Source organism: Paenibacillus sp. sgz302114 (genome assembly GCF_056120345.1).
Window position 1 is genome coordinate 289,838 of the sequence record NZ_JBVYOI010000001.1, and the last position, 20,544, is coordinate 310,381.

Genomic DNA, 20,544 nt, shown 5'->3' on the forward strand with positions numbered 1-20,544 from the left:
AATGAGTTGGTGAGGTTGTTTTGATAAAGAGATTGAATTTGTCAACGAAGAAGCAAGTTGTATTGATCATGATGATTTTTATAATCCCGCTAGTATTGCTCTTGATTAGCTATAATTTTTATGTCGTCAACGTCTTAAACAGCAAGATCGAACAAACGAATCGGAATTCAATTATGCTGTATCAGAACACGTTCGAGAAAAATTTAAGCAATGCCGATATCGCATCCGTCGAAGAAGTCGCTCGCGCATCCGAGCAGCTTCGCTTAATGGCGAGCAAGCTGAACGATGCTGTTAGTAAGTTCGAGCTTGAATAATGGAGCAATATAGAAAAAAGGTGGTACCTTTGGGTATCACCTTTCGTTCACGCTATGAGGAGGGATCGAGTTGCCACAGTGTCCAAATAGTTCGGACTAGCGATGAATTCTCTAGAGCATTCACTCACCATTCACCGCAAATATCGAATGAACATTACCCTCTGGATCGCCGAAGAAGCCACACGTATGACCCCAAGGCTTAATCTGTGGCGCTGTGACGTCTATCGCTCCCTTCGAAACGAATTCCTCATATAAGGCATAGACTTGATCCGGCGTATCACACTCAAAATTAAGCTCTACGGCTTGTCCCTTGCGACTTTCCGTATAAGAAGAGTAGTTGTTGGTATTCTCCGCCATAAGCGATCGGGAGCAAATACCCAATCTTATTCCTGGATTGCTGAATTCTACGTAATGCTCTTCTTCTACAACAATCTCAAATCCCAACACTTCCTTATAAAATCGGGCCAATCGAGCGACATCATCTGCTAACAGTGTAATTCCTTCTAGTTTTACGAGCTTCATCGTTTGCCGCACCTCCAAGTTGAGTTTAACATATTACAAATCGTTTTCGGGTCCATATCTTTCCTCTATCTGCATATACATCCGCTCATTATGTTCTTCCACAATAACAGGCGATTCGAAAAACTCGCTAAGTCGTTCTGTTGTTAGTACATCCTCCGTTCTTTCGCGATACACGACTTCGCCGCTGCGGATGAGCAGCGCATGAGTGAACACCGGCAAAATCCCCTCTGTATGATGTGTGACGTAGATGAGCGTCGGCGCATCGTCGCTTTCAGCATTGAGTTGAAGCAAGGGAACGGCGGCGTGACTCCTCAGGCCTACCGGCAGCAATAAGCTAAAGAGTCAAGCCACATTGTTCGATATATAGAGTAGAAGAGTACGAAGGAGGCGATGCACGTGACAAAGCCGGATATTTTCGTATTTACAGGGACATGTGGTTCGGGCAGGAAGACGACAGCCCATCGACAATGCACGGAGTTTAATTTGAAGCACATTGTGTCTTGCACGACTCGGTTGCCAAGAGACAAAGAAAGACCGGATTTTGACTATCATTATTTATCTAGGGAAGAATTTGAAGAAGCGGAGCGCAGCGGTCGTTTTGTGCAAACGGTGGAAATCGATAAAGAACGGTATGGTGTAAGGAAGCGGGATTTCGAGTTCGCCCTTCAAAGCGGTCGAGGTGTCTATCTGATACTGAACCGTGAAGGTGCGTCGGTCATTAAACAACTGTACGGAGACCGCGTCATTCGTCTATTCCTGTACGTGGATAAACAGACTGTCCGAGAATGGCTGGAAAGCAAAGGGGCCGGACCGGAACTAGTCAATCATGTGCTGAATCATTACACAGAAGAAGTTGGCTATCGTAAAGAATGCGAGCATGTCTTTCAAAATTTTCATTTAACAGACACGCTGAATCATATAAGGGAAGTCATTCGCAGGTATCGACCAGACTTGCCTTACGCTTCAGATCAAGCACTTGAATAAATAGAGAACGGAACGGACAAAAGTGCGATTGATTTCGGATGTGGAACGGGGCTTGTTGGGCTGAACTTGCTTGATGATTTCGGGCACATCGTCTTTTTGGATAGTTAACCAAATAGATGGCGAAGATTGGATTCAAAGAAATAAGATCCAAAACCGTTTATAGTAGCAGTAAAATCTTCATGAATCAAGATGCTTCTATGGATTTGAAAAAATAAGCATGTGGAATACGGGCGCGACCTATAAAGGGTTGCGTTTTTTTATTGGAATCACAAAAATTGCATCTTTACAGGACACCATATAGTGTCGTATTATGAAATAGGACACTTAATGGTGTCTAATATAACTATGAAAAGAGGACTTTAAATGCACATACTTTCCATCGTTCTTCAAAGCTGGCTGCTCTTCTCCATGGCTTTCTTTGGTGTAAGCAAGGTTACAGGGGCTAAGCATCAAGTAGAGCTATTCGATTCGATTCAATTTCCTCAGTGGTTCCGCGGCATTACGGGTATTATCCAAATTGCTGCAGCCGCCTTGCTCATCATCGGCTACTGGTATCCGGGAGCTGCCTCCTGGGCAGGAATCGGGATCGGCATTATGATGCTGGTAGCGGTTCTCTCGCATATCCGAGTCAAGCATTCGTTCGGTAAGATATTCCCAGCCCTCCTGAACATCGCATTGGCGATTGCGGTTCTGCTGTTATTCGCAGATGAGCTGTCCCATCCTTTCAGCTAAGTCATCCCATCCAAACACGTCGATCTCTGGCGTGTTTTTTGTTTATCGCACGTTCCTCGCAGCACGGTTTTAATAAATTTTTTATCTTTTCCCATCCTAATTTTTAAATTTTCTCCTTTATTCTTGAGTAGGTAAAGGAGGAGTTAAGCATGAAGAAACTTGTTGTTATCATGATGTTGTTGCTTGTATGCGGCTTGTTCATATTTGGGAAGCAGTATGCTGCTGAAGATAAAGCGGTGGATGTGCAAGGGCACGATCAAGCAGAAGTGTCCAAATCCGGTGAGGAGTCCGAAGCAGACGCTAAACAGACAATGCTCACCATATCCAAGAATGATATCTATAAAGGTGATTTATTGCTTGTGAACTCACAGCATTCTGTGCCAAAAGGATACGAAGTATCGGATGTTATCAATTTGTTCAAGCATCAAGATTTGTTGCATGGCTTCGGAATATTGGATAACACTGTCGAGCTGCCGATGGATATGCTGAATCGATTTGACGAGATGATTGCTTCAGCAGAGGAGGATGGCGTCAGTCACTTTCTGATCAACAGCGGATACAGAGATAAGGAACAACAAGCGGAGCTCTTCGAGAAGCTCGGATCGGACCAAGCGAATCCGCCTGGCTACAGTGAGCATAATTTGGGCTTGTCGCTGGACATCGGTTCATCGCTCGGTCCCATGAAGGATGCTCCTGAGGGCGAGTGGCTGGAGAAGAACGCATGGCAGCATGGCTTTGTCGTGCGTTATCCGGAGAATAAGACGAGCATTACGGGCATTCAATATGAACCGTGGCATTTTCGCTATGTAGGGCTTCCGCACAGCGCCATTATGCAGCAGTATGGCTTTGTTCTGGAGGAATACTTGGCTTACTTGAAAGAACAAAGCACGATTCACGCTGAGATCGACGGCAAGCTGTACACGATTTCCTATTATCCAGTCCAAGGCAAGCAGGAGCTATCGGTGCCGACGGATGGCAATTACACGATTTCGGGGAACAATATGGACGGGATTATCGTAACCTCTTGGGAAACTAGGGGGGCGGTGCGATCATGAAGACTCAACGAATCATCCTGCTGCGTGTTTGTCTTACTGCCTACGTCTATTTGTTAGTGAAGGTGATCTTGTTCAAAGGCGGAGCCATCGACCTAACGTTTGTGATGCAGCAGCTCCACGTAAGCTTGCATGAGCCTGCGCATATTGTGATGAGGATGCGACAAGGAAATCTCATTCCATTACATGAAATTAGGCGAACACTGAACGATACCACAAGCAATGGGCTTGTGAATCTGATTGGGAATATCGCTATTTTCTTGCCGTTCGGCGTCCTGACAGGCATGCTCGGTTCACAGCGGCAATTGAACGTCCTTGCAATACCAGCGTTGTCCTTTGCAGTTAGCTTGTCACTGGAACTGCTGCAGGCATTGCTCTGGATTGGTCAATTTGATGTAGATGATCTTATTCTGAATACATGCGGGGGCTTGTCAGGAGGTATTATGTACGGCTTGTATGCCATAGCGCTCGGGCTGCTGCCTTCCAGGAGAAGCACGAAGCCATTAACGCCGCCTGGACAAATCTGTTAAACTGAAAAGGACTCCAGGTAAGTGAGGAAGGTATGAGCATGCCCATTACGATTCTTATTGCAGATGATGACGCAGAGATTGCTGATCTGGTTGAGCTGCATATGGTAAAAGAAGGCTATCGTTGTATGAAGGTTTACGACGGACTGGCGGCTGTTGAAGCGATTATGAAACACGACATTAATCTCGCCATTCTCGATATTATGATGCCGAAGCTGAATGGCTATGAGGTAACGAGGCAAATCAGGGACAAGCATCATTTGCCGATCATCTTTCTCAGTGCGAAGACCTCTGATCTTGATAAAATAACCGGCCTTGTGCAAGGTGCGGATGACTATATGACGAAGCCTTTTAACCCGATGGAGCTGGTTGCGCGAGTGAATGCTCAGCTAAGGCGATCGCTGCGATTCAGCCAGCCTGCTGTGGTGGCAGGCAAGCCGGTAATTGAGGCAGGTCTCGTTGTCATCAATCCAGAGGAGCGCTCGGTTCTTGTCGATGGCAAGCCGATCACGCTGACACCTAAGGAATTTGATATTTTGTACTTGTTAGTCCGCCATCCGAAAAAAGTGTACAGCACGGAACATATTTTCCAGCAGGTGTGGGGGGAAGAGTTTTACGAGGGCAACAATACGGTGATGGTCCATATCCGTACACTCCGGAAGAAGCTTGGGGATGATCTCAACAAGAACAAGTTAATCAAAACCGTATGGGGAGTCGGTTATTCCTACCATGGCTAAACTCATTCAAAGCTTCAGATTCAACATGATCGTGCTCGTCGGGCTTAGCATGATGTTATCCGGGGCCATTACCTACGTCATTTATAAGGTCGCACAAGGATATTACCATACGACTAAATATGAAGATCCGTCGACTCAGCTGCGTGTATTCATCAAACAGGTCGGGGACGTGAACTTCTTTCTCCTTTTCTTTATCCCGATGTCGATTTATTTCTTCTTCCTGCTCACGAAGCGGTATGCGGGATACTTCAAGGACATTTCAAGCGGAATTAATCAGCTAGCATCAGGCAATTTCGAGACGAGAATCGTCATCCCATCGACAGACGAATTCGGTGACATCGCAAGAGACATTAATTTGGCGGGAGAAAAGCTGCGGGAAGCGCTGGAGCGGGGTGATTTTGCAGAGAATAGCAAGGAACAGCTCGTTCTGAATTTGGCCCATGATCTCCGTACACCGTTAACGTCGGTGATCGGCTATTTGGATTTCATACTGAAGAATGATAGCTTGCCCCAGGAGCAGGCACGGCATTACACATCAATTGCTTACACGAAAGCGCAGCGCCTGGAACGGTTAATTGACAATCTGTTCGAGGTGACAAGGATGAACTATGGGAAGCTGCCAATTGAACAGAAACCCGTTGACCTTAGCGAGCTGCTGCTCCAGTTAAATGAAGAACTATTTCCAATGTTCGAGAATCAAAGCTTAATCTCTCGGCTGGATGTGACGCCAGCGCTAACGGTCCGGGGCGATAGCGAGCTGTTGGCCCGCGTATTCGAAAACTTGCTCAGCAATGCGGCTCATTATGGCGGTGAGGGCGAATATGTCGATATCAGCTGCCAACTTGATGGCGAGGATGTCCTTGTCCAAATCACCAATTATGGAGACAGCATTTCACCTGAGGATTTACCGCATATATTCGACATGTTCTACACAAGCGACAAAGCGCGTACATACCATGAAGGCAGCACAGGACTGGGATTGTTCATTGCCAAAAATATTGTGGAGCAGCATCACGGAACGATTGCAGTGGAGAGCAGCGTGATCAGCACGATATTTGAAGTTCGATTGCCGCGGGAGTTAATGAAAAGCGAGACATCTATTCTCATTGAATGAGAATGGATGTCTTTTTTATTTTTTTCACTCAAAAATAGTAGTTCATAGATGTGGCGCTGCCTGCGCAGGCCAGCAAGGATGGCGCCGAGAGAACAAATACGTTCTCTCATCTCCAAAACTAACCCAAAAACCAACCGAGAGAACAAATACGCTCTCTCAGAGCAGAGCGACCCCGCTCGCCGCTCGAAATTGTGCATCTATTCGGACACTCAGTGTAAAGTCACCCGCCCGGGTGGCTTTTTTGTTCCCTTTGTTCCCTTTGTTCCCTTCGTTCCTTTCATTCCCTTTTTTCTTTCTGTTTTGGTAGTGAATTGGTAGTGAACGTGGTAGTGGCAAACAGCTAAGATGCGAATGGGTCACAATTATCGACTGGGGAGGAAAGTAAATGAAATTCATTCGTATCATGCTTCTCGTTGCCATTATGGCGCTGACGGGAGCAACAGGTGCATTCGCAGATGGTGCGAGCGCATCGCAAACTTGGGACGTATCCGTTGGCAAAATGATGTCCAAGGATACAGAAATGTTTTCGATGCAGCCTGGTGTCATTTACATCCATGAAGGGGACACGGTGAAGTTTACGAACAACGACATGCTCGCTCCGCATTTGCTCGCCTTCTTGCTCGGCAATCCGCCTCCAGGTGATGATGTAGATATTTCGAAATTCACGCCTGCCAGCGGCTCCGCTTGGGCAGGAGATACGATGATGTTCTCGCCCGAAATGATGCCGATGCAATCGTATTCCATCACGTTTACGAAGGCAGGCGCGTACGCTTATTTCTGCGCGATTCACCCGGTAATGAAAGGCACGGTCGTCGTCCTTCCAAGCGGCAGTATCCTTCCTACTAAGGCCGAGCAGGCTGCGGTGAACAATGCGCTGCTTGACGATCAAATGAATGTTGCTGCAGATTGGAAAACCTTTAACAGCAAAGTGAGTTACGACAAGAACAAGGACGGCACGCTGACCTATAAAGTGCTCGCAGGCGTGGGCAATTCGGAAGTGATGGTCAACGCTTTCCTTCCAGGTGAAGTTTACATTAATGCAGGGGATACCATCCAATGGCTGGCTGGAGCACCAGGGGAAGCACATACAGCTGTCGTGAATGCGCCGAAAGGAATGCAGGTCTTCACGGAGAAAGGCGTTAATCCTGAAGTTGTGACACCGCATAGCCCGGTTTACGATGGTAAAGGCTTCGCGTCGGCAGGTGTACTGATGCAGAATGTGCCGGATTTCGGCAGTCCGAGCTTTAAGCTCACCTTTACGAAGCCAGGTACGTATACGGTGACAGATGTGCTTTGGGGTTACACTGGCAAGATCATCGTCGCTCCGAAAGGCGCCGTGAAGCTCACCGTGAATGACAAAGCGGTTGTGACGACGACGCTATTGAAGAACGGCCACGTCTTCGCCCCACTTTCCAGCGTTGCTAAAGCATTGGGAGCTTCCTACCAGGTTTCCGGCAAAACGGTTCTGGTTGGTGGGAAGAAGCTAGTCGCCACAGCCGATACAGCTCCATATGTGTCGAAAGGTGTGACTTACATCGCCGTTGAATCGGTGGCGCAGCTGCTCGGCAAAACCTATACATGGGATCAAACAGCGAAGCTGTTGGCCATCCATACGAAATGAAACCAGCCTTCCATGCAATAAAAGTTAGGGAGCATGCGCTGCTGCTATCAGCAGCGCTGCTCCTTAGCTCGTTGTTGGTCGGGTTCATGCTGCCGCGCCTTGCCGAAGGCGCTACCCAAACAACCCTCCAAACAGCTACCCCAACCGTTCCCCAAACCGCGCAGGTCAAACGGTTCCATCTCTACGCGACCGACGGTGAAGTTAAGCTGGCGGACGGCAAACGCCTCTATATTTGGGGTTATAGCTTAAAGAATGAGCCCGGATCCGCGATACTGCCTTCTCCGACGCTCACGGTGAACGAGGGCGACAAAGTCGAAGTGACTCTGACGAACATCGGTCCATCGAACTCGCATATTAAGAAGCTGGCGCATACGATTCATTTTCACGGACTCGATACCGATCAAGCGAATGACGGAGTTCCCCATACATCTCAAGCGATACTGCCTGGCGAAAGCTTCACGTACCGTTTCACGGCAACGCATGCTGGCACTTATTTCTACCATTGCCATGTGGATACGATTGAGCACTTGCAGATGGGGATGCACGGTGCGTTCATCGTAAAGGCGAAAGGCGGCGCTCCGGAGGATTGGACAGGAGGCCCCCGCTATGACAGAGACTACGTGTTCCTGCTGAATGAGATCGACCCGATGTGGCACGAAGCGGTCGAGAAGGGAGAAACGTACGATCGAACGGACTACCACCCGCGCTATTGGACGATTAACGGCAAATCGTTTCCCGATACCGAGAGCGATCCTGCGACTATGGTAGAAGGGCGGGTAGGAGATACCATCCTTATCCGGCTAATTAACTCGGGCTACGACACGCACTCCATCCACATGCATGGTGAACATTTTCAAGTAATCGCTTCGGATGGCAGGCCAATTCCGGCTCCACTTACGAAAGATACGATCGAGATTGCTCCCGGGGAACGGTACGACATTCTCGTCAAGCTGACCCAGAGCGGCCATTTTCCAATCCACAGTCATAACATTAAGGACAATACGAACGATGGCCTTTATCCTGGCGGCATGCACACGATGATGATGGTTTCCCCGGCATTGCCGGATAGAGCGGTTACGCTGACAAACGGGAAGAAGGCTGCAATGATCGACGGAAAAAGCAAATCGATCGCAGCGGCGCCGTTCCTGCAAGGCAAGGAGCTGTATGTGCCGATCCGGCTGCTGCAAGACGAGGTTCGTTTCGGCATGCGTCAAGGCGCGAAATCGGGAGAGGCCCTGCTAACGCTGAAGGCAAACGAGCTGAAGCTGACGGCTGGAAGCAAGAATGCTGTCTATAACGGTAAAAAGGTTGCATTAACCGCGCCTGTACAACTATTGAAAGGAACGACGTTCGTTCCGCTCAGCGCAGGTGTGAGGTATATGGGCGTGAAGCTTGTGTCTTCAAGCGCAGCAGAATGGCGACTGAAGCTGCCGCAATTGCCGCCATCGCCGTCGACGTTCCCGGTGGAAGCGCCGACGACATCAGAGGCTGCACCAGACGAAACGACTCAAACGGAGCCAACAACGTCGGACACCGATCATACGATGCATGACGAGCATGGAACGATGGTCACGATCAGCGCAACAGGCTTTTCTATGAAAGAGCTGCATATAAAAGCCGGAACTACTGTGACATGGATGAATGGCGATAAACAAGGACATACGGTCACCGATTTGGACGGTCGTTTCAACAGCAAGACGATTCCGCCTTCCCGCTCGTGGAGTTTCACGTTCAAGGACGCAGGCACGTATACGTACTATTGCTCCGTACATCCGACGATGCAGGCGGTTGTAATCGTAGATCCAGCTTAACGCAGCAGCTCGTCGGCGAGACGACCGATTCCCTTCTTCAAATATCTGTAGTAGGTCGTCATCGCAAGGCCGAGTCTCGTTGCGACGGTCTCGTGGGAACCGATCCCTTCGATATAGAATAGCTGCAAAATTCGCGCCTGCAATTTCTCCTGATTTTTGCCGGATGCCATCCGTTCAAGTCTTATTGTAATGCGCCGTGCAATGCTGGCTGCAAGCGGTTCGTTTCCGTTATCGGGTTCGTTATCCGGCAGCAAGCTGCCGAGCTTCTTCACAAGAGTAAGCTCGAAGCCAAGCGAATGGAAGCATTCCAGAGCCTGCTTGACGAGCCCAAACCAAGTATCTTTCGAAGGCGCATCTGGCTTATCCGTTCCTGTACCCCTACCCATGCCCGTGCCCATGCCCGGAATTCTGTGGAAGAGCTCATCGTTTCTAAGGTCGATGCACGCCGCTTTCCAATGTATCCCGCCTGCTGAGATGTAATCGGCCCATGGAATCCGTTCGAAGCCAAGCCGGCAAATCGATTCCAGCGGTCCATCAATTGGAATAAGGATGGAAACGCGCTTCCCCGTTATGCCAGTGGAGAAGTGTTCTTGCACGATGACCGAGCTTAGCTCCGGCTCATATTCGCGCTTGACGCCTAGTATCCAGATCAGATACTCCTTCTCCTGCAGCGGCGTTTCCTGAATGAAGGTGGCGAAGACGGGATTTGCCGCGAATATGGGTCGCGTTTTCTCGGTTAGCGGTACAAAGGTGTAGATGCCCGCGACATCCTGATCATGGTAAACAACCCGAAACGAGGAGGGCTCTTCTTCCCAAATGGCGTCAAGGTAAGTATGCTGCAACGTGTCATCGATCTGAAATGGAGGGAAAGCGAGAAAAAATTGTTGTACCAGCTCGCGGAGCAGGGGAAGTTGCTCTTTGCTAGCGGCATTGATTCTGAAGCCCGACCGATCAGTGGCAAAATAAAAGTTTCTCATAAACTCATCAGACATGAGAAATGCCTTCTCAAGCCGCAGCAGCTTCTTGCGTTCTTCATCGCTTGGCGAAGTATGCGTCCAGCGCCGTTCGATCGCAGCTAGTGCTCGCTGCTTGTAGAGGGCATGCGTCTCAGGAGCGCGGTGGGCAAGCTCGGCATTCACCCATTTGCTGACGGCATCCAGAAGGCAATAACCGCCTTGCCGGAACAGCTTGACGTAGGGAATATTGCAGAATTCGTTGAACTGTTCCTGCGTAATTTCTTCGCCGATAATCCATTGCAGCATATCTTGGTCGAATCGCCACGGAATCGAGGCGGCCGTCAGCAGCTTCTTGATATGGAGAGGCTCTTCCCCCTGGAAGAGCTTGCGGTCCATCGAAGAGATAATCGCTTGCGTCTGATCTCCGCCGAGAAAAGAAGGAACTCCGTGCTTCAGCACTGTGCTGCATGTCAGAGAGAGGGCAAGAGGAATTCCGCCCGAGAATTGTTCAACGGCATACCGCACTTCAGGATCGTTGATGCCCGATGTGATCAGGTAGCTTTCCATTTCTTTACGGTTCAGCGGCGCGAGTCTCATGTTGCGATACATGTAGCTCCATTCGGAAGCTGACAGCGTGCCTTCGCCAAGTGGATGCTTTCCGGCTGTACATACTTTGACGCGCACGGTCAGCAGCGGCAGCCACTTGTCGAATAGCCATTCTAGTGCTGCTCCCCAGCGTTCCAAGCTATCGAGGAGCAGGACGATTCCGCCTCGCTGCTGCGCAACTTGGTTAATCAGTTCGGCTTCCTCTTCGCCTGGCGGCTTCGCCTCCGACTCCTTCGGCTGGAGCCCGGCATTTGCGAGTTTCAAACGAACGGCTTCCACGAAATGTGCCGGCTGCGTGAAAGAACGCCCGTCGATATAGAAGACGAGCTCTTCTCTTGCTGTCCATTGGAAGGCACGAAGCAAAGCGCTCTTGCCGATACCTCCTGGTCCGCAAATATGAATGAGACACCAGTCGTCGTTGCTGTCATTTAGCTCCTGCCTCATAATAGCGAGTTCTTTCTCCCGCCCGACAAATCTTTTTTGCTCTAAATCGCTCAGCACTTGACGAACTAGCTTCATCGTAGATTCATCGCTCCCGTTAGACGGAATGTTATGTAGGATTAGTTTGATCTGATTTTAACGCTTCCTTTATGTGAAAAGCTGTCGAATTGTATACCATTTGGGAAATATTAGGGGGATGATTCACGCCCTCATAAACGTATACAAAGGACCCCATGTCTACAGCAGACATGGGGTTCTTCATCTGGAGATTAGAAGTCCGCTTCGACGAGATCGGTGTTTACCGCAATGGCAGCTTTGCAGCCTTCAGCAGCTGCGACAATGACTTGAGCAGGGGGCTGAAAGGATGTATCCCCAGCAACATAGACCCCAGCAACACTCGTCCTGCCATAATGATCTTTTGCAACGATGCCCATCTCATTGGTTCTGCAAGCAAGCATGTCGATGATCGGGGAGGCATGTGTCCATTGCGGTGTAACGAAGCCTCCTGAACGCTCAATTGAGAATCCATCCTCGAATTGGACCCGCTGCAGCATCCCGCCTGTTCCGATGAGAGAAGAGATCCTAGACTCGATGACCGCGATTCCGCGCTGGCGGAGCCTATCTCTCTGCTGTGGCTGGAGCAGCGGCATACCGTTTGTGCAGAATACCAAGTCTTTGCTCCAATTGTACACTTTCTTAGCTAGAAAAAAGGCACTCTCATGATCAGCGATAACAACGAGCGGTTTATCTCGAAGCTCCCAGCCATCACAGTAAGGACAGCTGAATATGCTTTTGCCATAATAATCGTGAATCCCTTTCACTGGGGGAAGAGTTTCTCTTAGTCCTGTTGCCAGGATGACGCTGCGGGATACAAAGTTGTAGCCTTGCTCGGATGTGGCTTGAAAGACGCCGTCGATTTGGCGGACGGCAGTCACTTTCGCCGGACTGACTAGAACAGAAGGGTATTTCCGCAAGTCTTGATGCGCCAGTTGTCGGAATTCGGTCGGGGCAATCCCGTCTCTCGTAATGAAACCGTTGGATTGCCGCGTGACGGCGTTTCTCGGTTTGTTATCGTCGAATAGGATGACATTTCTTCTCGCGCGCCCTAGGACGAGAGCCGCATTAAGACCTGCCGGACCTCCCCCAATAATGATGCAATCCAGTAACATGCGTATCCCTCCCATCCTAGATTTATATGACTGTCAGCTTGTTTTATTGCGGCGTTTCTCAAGCGTGCTTCTCCAGCTATCAGACAACTCGACCTGCCCGCTATTGGGCGAATGATTACGATTGGCGCAAGATTGAGGCGAGAATCAATTCCTTCCCGCATTTTCTTACCGAGATTGACGGCTTGGACATTCACTTCATTCACGTTCGTTCGAAGCACGAGAACGCCATGCCGATGCTCATTGCCCACGGATGGCCGGGATCAATTATCGAGCAAATGAAGCTGATCGAACCGCTTACGAACCCAACGGAATACGGCGGAACCGAAGCAGATGCCTTCCACATCGTCATTCCATCGATGCCTGGCTACGGGTTCTCGGGCAAACCGACGGAGACGGGCTGGAATCCGAAGCGCATCGCGACCGCTTATAGTGAACTGATGGCTCGTCTTGGCTACGAGAAGTATGTGGCGCAGGGAGGAGACTGGGGCTCAATCGTCGTTAACATGATGGGCGTTCAGGAACCGGAAGGCTTGCTCGGCATTCACACCAACATGCCTGAAGTGATTCCGCCTGAGGTTGATGCGGCGATTTGGTCGGGCAATCCGCTGCCGGAAGGACTATAGGACGAAGAGATGAAAGCGTGCGAGCAGATTCGCGAAAATAAATTTTACTATGCTTTCTTAATGGGAACGCGTCCGCAGACGCTGACTGGCCTTGCGGATTCCCCTGTCGGTTTGGCTTCCTTCATGATTGACCATGATTGGAAGAGTCATGCCATGATCTCGAGAGCTTTCGCCGGCGTTCAGGAAGGTCTGACACGCGACGACGTTCTTGATAACATCTCGCTCTTCTGGTTTACGAACAGTGCGATTTCTGCAGCTCGCCTATACTGGGAGAACGGTAATGCGGGCATATCCTTCTTCGCTGTCAAAGGCGTCAAGCTGCCGGTTGCCGTCAGAGTATTCCCGGATGAGATGTATGAAGCGCCGAAGAGCTGGTCAGAGAAGGCATACCCGAATCTGATTCATTACAATAGACTGCCTAAAGGCGGACACTTCGCTGCTTGGGAGCAGCCTGAATTGATCATTTCCGAGCTGCGCACGGCATTTAAGACGCTCCGTTAATATAGATGAGAGACCTGGGTCATGGAAACATGATTCGGGTCTTTCTTTTTTTTTTTATGAATGGGATAAGAATCCCGATTTGGTTGGAACTTAAACAGAAGACTTCAAGACAGCGGGACACTCCCGTACGACTATCACAAAAGGAGCCATACCTACTTATGAGCACCAAAGTTTGGTCGCGTTTAGCGATGCTGATTGCCTTATCGCTAGGTTTGGCAGCCTCGGGCATATATACGAACACGGTTGGCGCGAGACCACAGCAATCTTCTGGGCAATCCCAATCGGATAAGAACGCCATTCGTCCGTTTCAGGTGCATGTTTCGGAAGCGGAGCTCGCCGATCTGCATAGACGAATACTGGCGACAAGATGGCCGGATAAGGAGACGGTCTCGGATCATACGCAAGGCGTACCGCTGGCAACGATGCAGAAGCTCGCGGACTATTGGGCGAACAACTACGACTGGCGTAAGTTCGAGGCGAAGCTGAACGCTCTGCCAATGTTCGTTACGAATATTGACGGGGAGGACATTCAGTTCATCCATGTCCGTTCGAAGCATAAAGACGCGATGCCGATTCTCCTTATGCACGGCTGGCCGGGCTCCATCGTTGAGATGCTGAAGGTGATCGATCCGTTAACCAACCCGACAGCCTACGGTGGCAAGGAATCGGACGCGTTCGATGTCGTCATTCCATCGATGCCAGGCTACGGATTTTCGGGCAAGCCTACTACGACGGGGTGGGGGCCCGACCGAATCGCGCGCGCATATGGCGAGCTGATGAATCGGCTCGGATATAAGAAGTATGTGGCACAAGGCGGCGACTGGGGTGCGCTTATCGCTGATGTAATGGCTGTCCAGCAGCCAAAGGGTCTGATTGGCATTCATACGAACATGCCAGGCGCGGTCCCGGCGGAGATCGAGAAGGCGCTTCAAGCCGGCAAGGGCTGCCCTCCCGGTCTAACAGCCGACGAGAAGCATGCATGCGAGCAGCTCGACTTCTTCTATAAGCAAATTGGCTACGCTCAGATGATGGGGACGCGCCCGCAGACACTCACTGGACTTGCGGATTCGCCCGTCGGCATGGCAGCTTTCATGCTTGATCATGACGCGAAGAGCTTGGAGCTGATCGCTAAGGCATTCGACGGACAGCCAGTGGGGCTCTCACGGGACGATGTCCTCGACAATATTACACTCTATTGGCTCACGAACACACCGATCTCTTCAGCGCGCCTCTATTGGGAGAACAAATATCCTTTCTTCAGCGTCAAAGGCGTCAAGCTGCCGGTTGCCGTGAGCGCCTTTCCAGACGAGCTCTATCAGGCGCCGAAGAGCTGGGCGGAGAAGGCGTATCCGAATCTTATCTATTTCAACAAGCTGGACAAGGGCGGTCACTTCGCGGCATGGGAACAGCCGGAGCTATTCGTACAGGAGCTCCGCAATGCAATCAAGCCGCTCCGCTAATCGGTGTAAAGCACAAAGCCAGCCTCATTCACAGATGAATGAGGCTGGCTTTCTCTATTCAGAGCAAGAAAGGATATTTTCGCGCTTCGACCTGAACCGACACCCACTTGGTTGTCGTCATCTCTTAGAAGCCGTAACGGCCGCCGTAGTGGGCCGATCCCGGAAGCTTTCTCGCCTCCGAATGGCGCGGTCACATCCATGTTAGCCGTTGTGTCGTTCACATGCGTCATGCCGCTCTCGGTGAGACGAGCGAAAGCGTCTCCTTTAGCCAAATCCTGCGTAAATACGGCGCTAGACAGACCGTAGTCGGTATTGTTAGCCCATACGAGCACTTCCTCGTCACTGCCAAACGGAATAATCGTTGCGATTGGTCCGAAAATTTCCGTCTGCGCCAGTGTGGAGTCTGGCTTCACGTCGGCGAACACGAACGGAGTAACGATATTGCCGATTTGCTTGCCTTCGAGAACGACGCGAGCCCCTTCTTCTACGGCAATCGCCGCAAATCCAACCTTTAGGCAGGTCGGCTTGCTCGAAGACGTCCGCAATGACAGCGATGCAGCGAATCGCCGAGATGATTGAGAAATTAATCATTGAATTGCATGGTCGCGCAAGCACTATCTCTCCAAAGCGGCGGAATGCTTCCGGCAATTTACGATGGATTATTTTGCGTCCTTGCAGAAGGAATACGAGCAAAAAGGGTGGGGGTAGAGCAGAGTGAGATCATAATTAATAGTTATGTCAACTATTAATTTGAATAATTGATGAGGCTGTAATATTAAGCTTTTTCTTGCAAAATCCTGTTATACTAAAAGTGGAATTTCAACATGAAGGGGACTGCCCAGTGAACGAACGATTGCTCTCTATTGATACAGCGACACCGCATTTAGGTGAAGCTTATATGAGATTCATTCCGCGAACTTGGCGTTTCTTCGAGCGTGGTCAAGTGTTGAAGCGGATCGAGCAGTGGCAGAGAATCGCTGCGAATGGAACGGGGTTAAGAGGAATCGTAGATTGGATCGAGACGGAATCGCAGCTCGACGTTAGGCTGACGCCGCTTCCGGCAGGATTCATCTCATTTAACGCATTCTCGAGTCAAGATGGGCTTAGCGATTCCGAACGTGCTTGGGTGATGGTATCGTTATTCGATACGCTAGGATTGCTGCATGCGAATCAGTTCTATATCGGGTTCCTGTCACCGGACTTGATCAGCGTAAACCCGAGCACGCTTCAGGTTATGCTATGCTTACAGCCATTCCCATCCGTGTTTCCATTACTGGATTTCTATATACAAGATTATCCGTTTGAACTCTTTAGCGCTCATTGTCGAACCCATACGATTACTCGCGCGTCCGACTTCTACGCAGCTGGAACGATCATGCGTGAGCTGCTCCACGGTCATCTGGTTTATCCGCCGCTCAAAGTGTTATATGAGCGGTTGATTGGCGATCCATCCTTCTTATTTATCGAAGATGCAGCCTATGAGATTAGCCGTATCTATGGACTAAGTCGCGAGCCTTGGGAGCAGACGATCGGTCCTAATGCTCATGCATGGCTCTACCATGCAGAACCGCCTATATCACCGGAGAGCCAGCGTCAATTCAGACGATTCCTGCGTGCTGAAGGGTCGAAACAGATTGCGATCATCCACGAAGATGAGTCGCTCATTGCTGAAGTGCTCCGCTTCCACATAAATGAAGTGCTTGAGAAGCAGTCATTCGTTACGATAAAATGCACGGATGTTCCATTCTCCACCATAACAGAGATGGTTAACCGGATCATCAGCGCATTAACATTGACTTATTATCCGCAAGCAGAGCCGCAGTTCCGAGCACTGGCCAGACGTCAGCGCCAGCTGGTGCAGCAATACTACTTTGGACAAGACGTATCCGAGGCATTCGGCGAATGGATGCTTCGTTTCTATACACAATTGATAGCCATTATTCCCGCAGACAATATTTACCTCATCTTCGATGAATGCTCGAATATAGATCTGGAATCGTCCCAGTTGTTCAAGTATGCGTGGAGCCGTTACAGTGAGCAGATGCCGCGGTTGTTCACGATCTTCTGCGGCAAGGCGCTGGATGAATCGGATATGAATGAAGAGATGTATCGAATCCAATTCCTTCCATATAGTGCGGCGGCATATAGCGGGCTAATGCGCAAACGGCTCTGCCGTGTCGAGCCACAAACGCTGCAGCATCTCGCCAATTGGCTCAATGACCAGGCGATCGATCCGAAGTATACGAATATGATGCTGGAAGCGTTCATTGATCAAGAGCTGTTGCAGCTGACACCTGCAGGATGGGTAGCCGGAACTCGTGAGCTTCCGCTGGAAGGCACGAATCCGGTCTCCATTACGGAACAGAAGCTGGATCAGCTGAGCGCAGAAGAAACGGAATTGCTCGCGCTGTTCTGCTACTTGCCAGCGCCGATCCGTGTATGGAGCTTGTTCAACGCGAACCAGCTCCCGCTCAGCCGGCTGTATGTCAATTTGCACCATTTGGCCAAGCTCGGTCTCATTCTGTTCTTCCACCAGAACAGTGTGATTGTGCATAACAATGTGAAGGAGCAGCTCGCTCTCCGTTATGATATGGCGCAAGCTTACTCCCAAGCGGTCGCCTACATGCTGAAGTTCGAGAAGTATCCATCGCTAACGATGCTTAATCTGGTGCGCAAATCCGGTGATAAGCGGCGGGAGTATATCCTTCTGATGCTCTATTTCCGCAGAAACCGCAAGGCGCTTTCCTCTGAACAATCGCGGCTGCTGCTGGAGCAGATGATCGGGCTGCATGAACAGCTTCAGCGACCGACGATGCAATGCTTTTATCGGCTTATTTTGCCCGTGTACAATGGATTCCGCGAGATGAAGCGCTGTGAAGAAGTATGCATGAAGCTGTATGAGCTGAGAGGCCGCGACGGCGACCGATTCAAGTGGATGTTCTACAAAATGCTGCAAAATGAGCTCGAGCTCGCGGACCATAAAGATGAGCTGTTCGCCTACCTGGAGAACCCGAATCACAAGCTTAGCGACAAGCTCGACGCGCTGTGCCCGCTTGTGGCGAACCGAGTGTATCTGAATCTCGAGCCGCATGAGAAGGAGTACATTAAGGAGCTATACATCGGGCAAATCTACCCTAACCGCCATCTTATTCCGGAGTGGGAGTTCATTGACTCCTCCTACTACTGTATCGCGTTTATCTTTGAGAATTTCCCTCATTTGAACACATGGGGACTGGCGCTGCTGAACAAAGTGGAGTCGATGCTCCATTACAGCTTCTACCCGGATCTCATTCTGAGAGTGTACAACATGTACATTCATCAAAATAACGCTCGTATGGCAAGAAGCTACATCGAGAAAGTAATCAACGGCGCAACACAGCTTGGGCATCCGAACATGCTCGAGGTCGGTCATGCGAACGGTATGGAAATTTCGCTAATTCTCGGCGATATGCCAGCATTCCATTATCACTGGAACCAGCTCGTGGACATTAAGCGCAGAGACGTGCTCGAAGGCGTTCGCGATATGATCCGAATGTATGCCTGTGAATCTCGGCAATGGGAGCTGCTTGACCGCATGGGTCAAATTCCGGATACGAGCGACTACGCGAAGACAAGGATGGAGCTTTACCGTGTCTACGCCGCGCATCGCAGAGGAGAGCGGATGATTCCGCAGCCTGCTATTCAAGAGGAGCAGCCGGCCATGTTCGTTGGTGCACTTAGGCTGCTGCAGCTCGGCTCAGTAGAAGCAGCATGCCGCCATCTCCAGCGATGCATCGGCGGTGCAGAGCGTACGGGAAGGTTCCCAATGCTGGAGGGCTGGACATTCCGCGAGCTGCTGCTGGCGATGCTTAGCATACAGCCGGTCAGCGAGACCATTACAATTGAGGAGATTGGCCAGTGGATCGCGCGCTTCAAACAATTTATTGAAACGAACGCCTATGATTTGTTCTGGGCGGACTACTATTATATCTCTGCGGTGTGGGAGCTTCGGCAAGGGGCGGTCACGAACGGGATGCTGCTGCTGCGCAAAGCGATCAACGCTTATTATCTGATCCAGCAGAATGATAGAGCTGTGGAAGTGAAGCTGGAGATGGAGGCTTACATGAAGCCGGTAGGTTTGCCTGTAGGCTGGGAGCTGGCGGACAACGCGCAAGTCAAACAAATTATGCAAGAGCGCAGAAGCTTCCTGGAACAATCGCTCGATTACTTGACGACGATTCGAATGTTCGATCGACTGCCGGATTCGCTTAATTTGAGCATGGTTATCGACCGCGTCACGTTTGCGCTTTTTGAATATTATCCGGTTGCTTACGCATCCATCCTGTTTGACCTGCCGTTCCATAAATCGCAGAATTATTATTCCGCTTTCGGTCCTATCGGCCGCAACATGCTGACCGAATATCGCGCGGGCGAGAGCCAGTTGCAGCGAGTCAGCTTCACGCTGTTTGGCGCAAAGCATCGTTCAATCCGGATGGATGTGTTCTTGCATCAGATGCATGACAATATCTCGCATCAATTGGATCAGCTGCTGCATATCGTTAAGCCGCATATCGGGAATGCGGTACTCTACGAGGAAATGATGATCGACAGCTTGACTGGCCTCTATTTGCGACAGCATTTTATGGACAGGCTTGTGCAAGAGGTTGAAATATCGAAGCGGTATGGCCTCGACGTCTCGGTGCTGATGATCGACTTGGACGACTTCCGCAAAGTCAATGAACTCGGCCATCAAGTTGGTGACGAGGTGCTGAGGAAGATCGCTGATACGATTAGGTCGCTGCTCAGCCAGCATGATATTCCGGGGCGCTACGGCGGCGAGGAGATGCTCATTATTTTGCCTAAGACAGACGGGAAGCATGCGCTGCAGCTGGCGTCGGATATTCGCAAGCAGATTGAGCTGGAATTCGGCAGCGGCTTCGGCAAGCCTTATCGAGTAACGGTCAGCATCGGCGTCGCTTCGTTGGAATTATGCCATGCAAGTACGGCTGAGGAGCTGATCCGATATGCCGATGATGCGGAGATTAGGGCGAAGAATACCGGGAAGAACAAGGTGGTTGCGGCTTGGCTGCGGCGTAGTGATGGAGCGTAGGGGCGGGGGGAGGTCGATAATTGCGACCTTCGCTGAGAGAGCGTAATACGTACTCTCAGCGCAAAAATCGGCCCATTGAGGCTCTAAGAGTGCAGATTCAGCACTCTCAGATCAGGAAATCACCGAAATCGGCAGCTTTGCGAAGCTGAGAGAACACACACGTGCTCTCAGCGTCCGAATCTAGCCAAAAGTCGGCTGAGAGAACACATATGATCTCTCAGCGCGGCAGATCAACAAACTAATCCTGCTCTTAGCGTTAAAACTCACCGAATGTCGGCTGAGAGT

The 20,544-nt window shown here is 50.3% G+C and carries 18 protein-coding genes; 13 read left to right on the forward strand and 5 right to left on the reverse strand.

Annotated elements, in window-relative coordinates; translation table 11 throughout:
* Positions 1-38 precede the first annotated feature (38 nt).
* The gene (locus AC0LWF_RS01270) at positions 39-314 is read left to right on the forward strand and encodes a hypothetical protein (RefSeq protein WP_474649766.1); all 276 of its coding nucleotides are present in this window, start codon (positions 39-41) and stop codon (positions 312-314) included.
* A 120-nt stretch (positions 315-434) separates the two neighbouring features.
* Here the strand turns inward: AC0LWF_RS01270 and AC0LWF_RS01275 are convergent, their stop codons facing one another.
* Positions 435-836, reverse strand: a complete 402-nt coding sequence (locus AC0LWF_RS01275; protein ID WP_474649767.1) for a VOC family protein — start codon at positions 834-836, stop codon at positions 435-437.
* A 33-nt stretch (positions 837-869) separates the two neighbouring features.
* Complete coding sequence (locus AC0LWF_RS01280; RefSeq protein ID WP_474649768.1) at positions 870-1,127, reverse strand: ATP-binding cassette domain-containing protein; 258 nt, start codon at positions 1,125-1,127, stop codon at positions 870-872.
* 105 nt (positions 1,128-1,232) lie between these two features.
* On the opposite strand from AC0LWF_RS01280, the gene AC0LWF_RS01285 reads away from it, so the two are divergent.
* The 8 genes from AC0LWF_RS01285 to AC0LWF_RS01320 all read left to right on the forward strand — a co-directional run bounded on the left by AC0LWF_RS01285 (position 1,233) and on the right by AC0LWF_RS01320 (position 9,414).
* A complete protein-coding gene (locus AC0LWF_RS01285) occupies positions 1,233-1,820 on the forward strand; it encodes a guanylate kinase (RefSeq protein ID WP_474649769.1) in 588 nt (195 codons plus the stop codon).
* A gap of 363 nt (positions 1,821-2,183) precedes the next feature.
* Positions 2,184-2,552: a DoxX family protein gene (locus tag AC0LWF_RS01290; RefSeq protein WP_474649770.1), complete on the forward strand. Its 369-nt coding sequence runs from the start codon at positions 2,184-2,186 to the stop codon at positions 2,550-2,552.
* Positions 2,553-2,701: 149 nt separating this feature from the next.
* The gene (locus AC0LWF_RS01295; RefSeq protein WP_474649771.1) at positions 2,702-3,607 is read left to right on the forward strand and encodes a M15 family metallopeptidase; all 906 of its coding nucleotides are present in this window, start codon (positions 2,702-2,704) and stop codon (positions 3,605-3,607) included.
* A complete protein-coding gene (locus AC0LWF_RS01300; RefSeq protein WP_474649772.1) occupies positions 3,604-4,134 on the forward strand; it encodes a VanZ family protein in 531 nt (176 codons plus the stop codon). Before AC0LWF_RS01295 ends, AC0LWF_RS01300 begins: the two co-directional genes overlap by 4 nt.
* A 38-nt stretch (positions 4,135-4,172) precedes the next feature.
* Complete coding sequence (locus tag AC0LWF_RS01305) at positions 4,173-4,868, forward strand: response regulator transcription factor (RefSeq protein ID WP_474649773.1); 696 nt, start codon at positions 4,173-4,175, stop codon at positions 4,866-4,868.
* Positions 4,861-5,982, forward strand: a complete 1,122-nt coding sequence (locus tag AC0LWF_RS01310; RefSeq protein ID WP_474649774.1) for a sensor histidine kinase — start codon at positions 4,861-4,863, stop codon at positions 5,980-5,982. Before AC0LWF_RS01305 ends, AC0LWF_RS01310 begins: the two co-directional genes overlap by 8 nt.
* 385 nt (positions 5,983-6,367) lie before the next feature.
* Positions 6,368-7,603, forward strand: a complete 1,236-nt coding sequence (locus AC0LWF_RS01315; protein ID WP_474649775.1) for a plastocyanin/azurin family copper-binding protein — start codon at positions 6,368-6,370, stop codon at positions 7,601-7,603.
* Positions 7,561-9,414: a multicopper oxidase domain-containing protein gene (locus AC0LWF_RS01320; protein WP_474649776.1), complete on the forward strand. Its 1,854-nt coding sequence runs from the start codon at positions 7,561-7,563 to the stop codon at positions 9,412-9,414. The genes AC0LWF_RS01315 and AC0LWF_RS01320 overlap by 43 nt, the downstream gene beginning before the upstream one ends.
* On the opposite strand, the gene AC0LWF_RS01325 is transcribed toward AC0LWF_RS01320, so the two are convergent.
* Together AC0LWF_RS01325 and AC0LWF_RS01330 are read right to left on the reverse strand one after the other, a co-directional pair.
* Positions 9,411-11,495, reverse strand: a complete 2,085-nt coding sequence (locus tag AC0LWF_RS01325) for an AAA family ATPase (protein ID WP_474649777.1) — start codon at positions 11,493-11,495, stop codon at positions 9,411-9,413. The genes AC0LWF_RS01320 and AC0LWF_RS01325 overlap by 4 nt on opposite strands.
* A 191-nt stretch (positions 11,496-11,686) precedes the next feature.
* Complete coding sequence (locus AC0LWF_RS01330; protein ID WP_474649778.1) at positions 11,687-12,586, reverse strand: NAD(P)/FAD-dependent oxidoreductase; 900 nt, start codon at positions 12,584-12,586, stop codon at positions 11,687-11,689.
* Positions 12,587-12,612: 26 nt separating this feature from the next.
* On the opposite strand from AC0LWF_RS01330, the gene AC0LWF_RS01335 reads away from it, so the two are divergent.
* From AC0LWF_RS01335 to AC0LWF_RS01345, 3 genes are all read left to right on the forward strand, one after another.
* Positions 12,613-13,209: an epoxide hydrolase family protein gene (locus AC0LWF_RS01335; protein ID WP_474649779.1), complete on the forward strand. Its 597-nt coding sequence runs from the start codon at positions 12,613-12,615 to the stop codon at positions 13,207-13,209.
* A 9-nt stretch (positions 13,210-13,218) separates the two neighbouring features.
* A complete protein-coding gene (locus AC0LWF_RS01340) occupies positions 13,219-13,710 on the forward strand; it encodes a hypothetical protein (protein ID WP_474649780.1) in 492 nt (163 codons plus the stop codon).
* Positions 13,711-13,868: 158 nt separating this feature from the next.
* Positions 13,869-15,170, forward strand: coding sequence for an epoxide hydrolase family protein (locus AC0LWF_RS01345; protein ID WP_474649781.1), 1,302 nt, complete (start codon positions 13,869-13,871; stop codon positions 15,168-15,170).
* Here AC0LWF_RS01345 and AC0LWF_RS01350 read toward each other — a convergent pair.
* Positions 15,167-15,715, reverse strand: coding sequence for an aldehyde dehydrogenase family protein (locus AC0LWF_RS01350; protein ID WP_474649782.1), 549 nt, complete (start codon positions 15,713-15,715; stop codon positions 15,167-15,169). The two genes, AC0LWF_RS01345 and AC0LWF_RS01350, sit on opposite strands and share 4 nt — an antisense overlap.
* Positions 15,716-16,011: 296 nt before the next feature.
* Here AC0LWF_RS01350 and AC0LWF_RS01355 point away from each other — a divergent pair, with 296 nt between their 5' ends.
* Positions 16,012-20,259, forward strand: a complete 4,248-nt coding sequence (locus tag AC0LWF_RS01355) for a GGDEF domain-containing protein (RefSeq protein ID WP_474649783.1) — start codon at positions 16,012-16,014, stop codon at positions 20,257-20,259.
* Positions 20,260-20,544: the final 285 nt, after the last annotated feature.

Bases quoted from the DNA above. Each gene is read 5' to 3' on its own strand.
- AC0LWF_RS01300 (WP_474649772.1), top strand. From the start codon at position 3,604: ATGAAGACTCAACGAATCATCCTGCTGCGTGTTTGTCTTACTGCCTAC.
- AC0LWF_RS01325 (WP_474649777.1), bottom strand. From the start codon at position 11,495: ATGAAGCTAGTTCGTCAAGTGCTGAGCGATTTAGAGCAAAAAAGATTT.
- AC0LWF_RS01335 (WP_474649779.1), top strand. From the start codon at position 12,613: ATGACTGTCAGCTTGTTTTATTGCGGCGTTTCTCAAGCGTGCTTCTCC.
- AC0LWF_RS01310 (WP_474649774.1), top strand. From the start codon at position 4,861: ATGGCTAAACTCATTCAAAGCTTCAGATTCAACATGATCGTGCTCGTC.
- AC0LWF_RS01330 (WP_474649778.1), bottom strand. From the start codon at position 12,586: ATGTTACTGGATTGCATCATTATTGGGGGAGGTCCGGCAGGTCTTAAT.
- AC0LWF_RS01275 (WP_474649767.1), bottom strand. From the start codon at position 836: ATGAAGCTCGTAAAACTAGAAGGAATTACACTGTTAGCAGATGATGTC.
- AC0LWF_RS01290 (WP_474649770.1), top strand. From the start codon at position 2,184: ATGCACATACTTTCCATCGTTCTTCAAAGCTGGCTGCTCTTCTCCATG.
- AC0LWF_RS01340 (WP_474649780.1), top strand. From the start codon at position 13,219: ATGAAAGCGTGCGAGCAGATTCGCGAAAATAAATTTTACTATGCTTTC.
- AC0LWF_RS01320 (WP_474649776.1), top strand. From the start codon at position 7,561: ATGGGATCAAACAGCGAAGCTGTTGGCCATCCATACGAAATGAAACCA.
- AC0LWF_RS01315 (WP_474649775.1), top strand. From the start codon at position 6,368: ATGAAATTCATTCGTATCATGCTTCTCGTTGCCATTATGGCGCTGACG.
- AC0LWF_RS01305 (WP_474649773.1), top strand. From the start codon at position 4,173: ATGCCCATTACGATTCTTATTGCAGATGATGACGCAGAGATTGCTGAT.
- AC0LWF_RS01345 (WP_474649781.1), top strand. From the start codon at position 13,869: ATGAGCACCAAAGTTTGGTCGCGTTTAGCGATGCTGATTGCCTTATCG.
- AC0LWF_RS01295 (WP_474649771.1), top strand. From the start codon at position 2,702: ATGAAGAAACTTGTTGTTATCATGATGTTGTTGCTTGTATGCGGCTTG.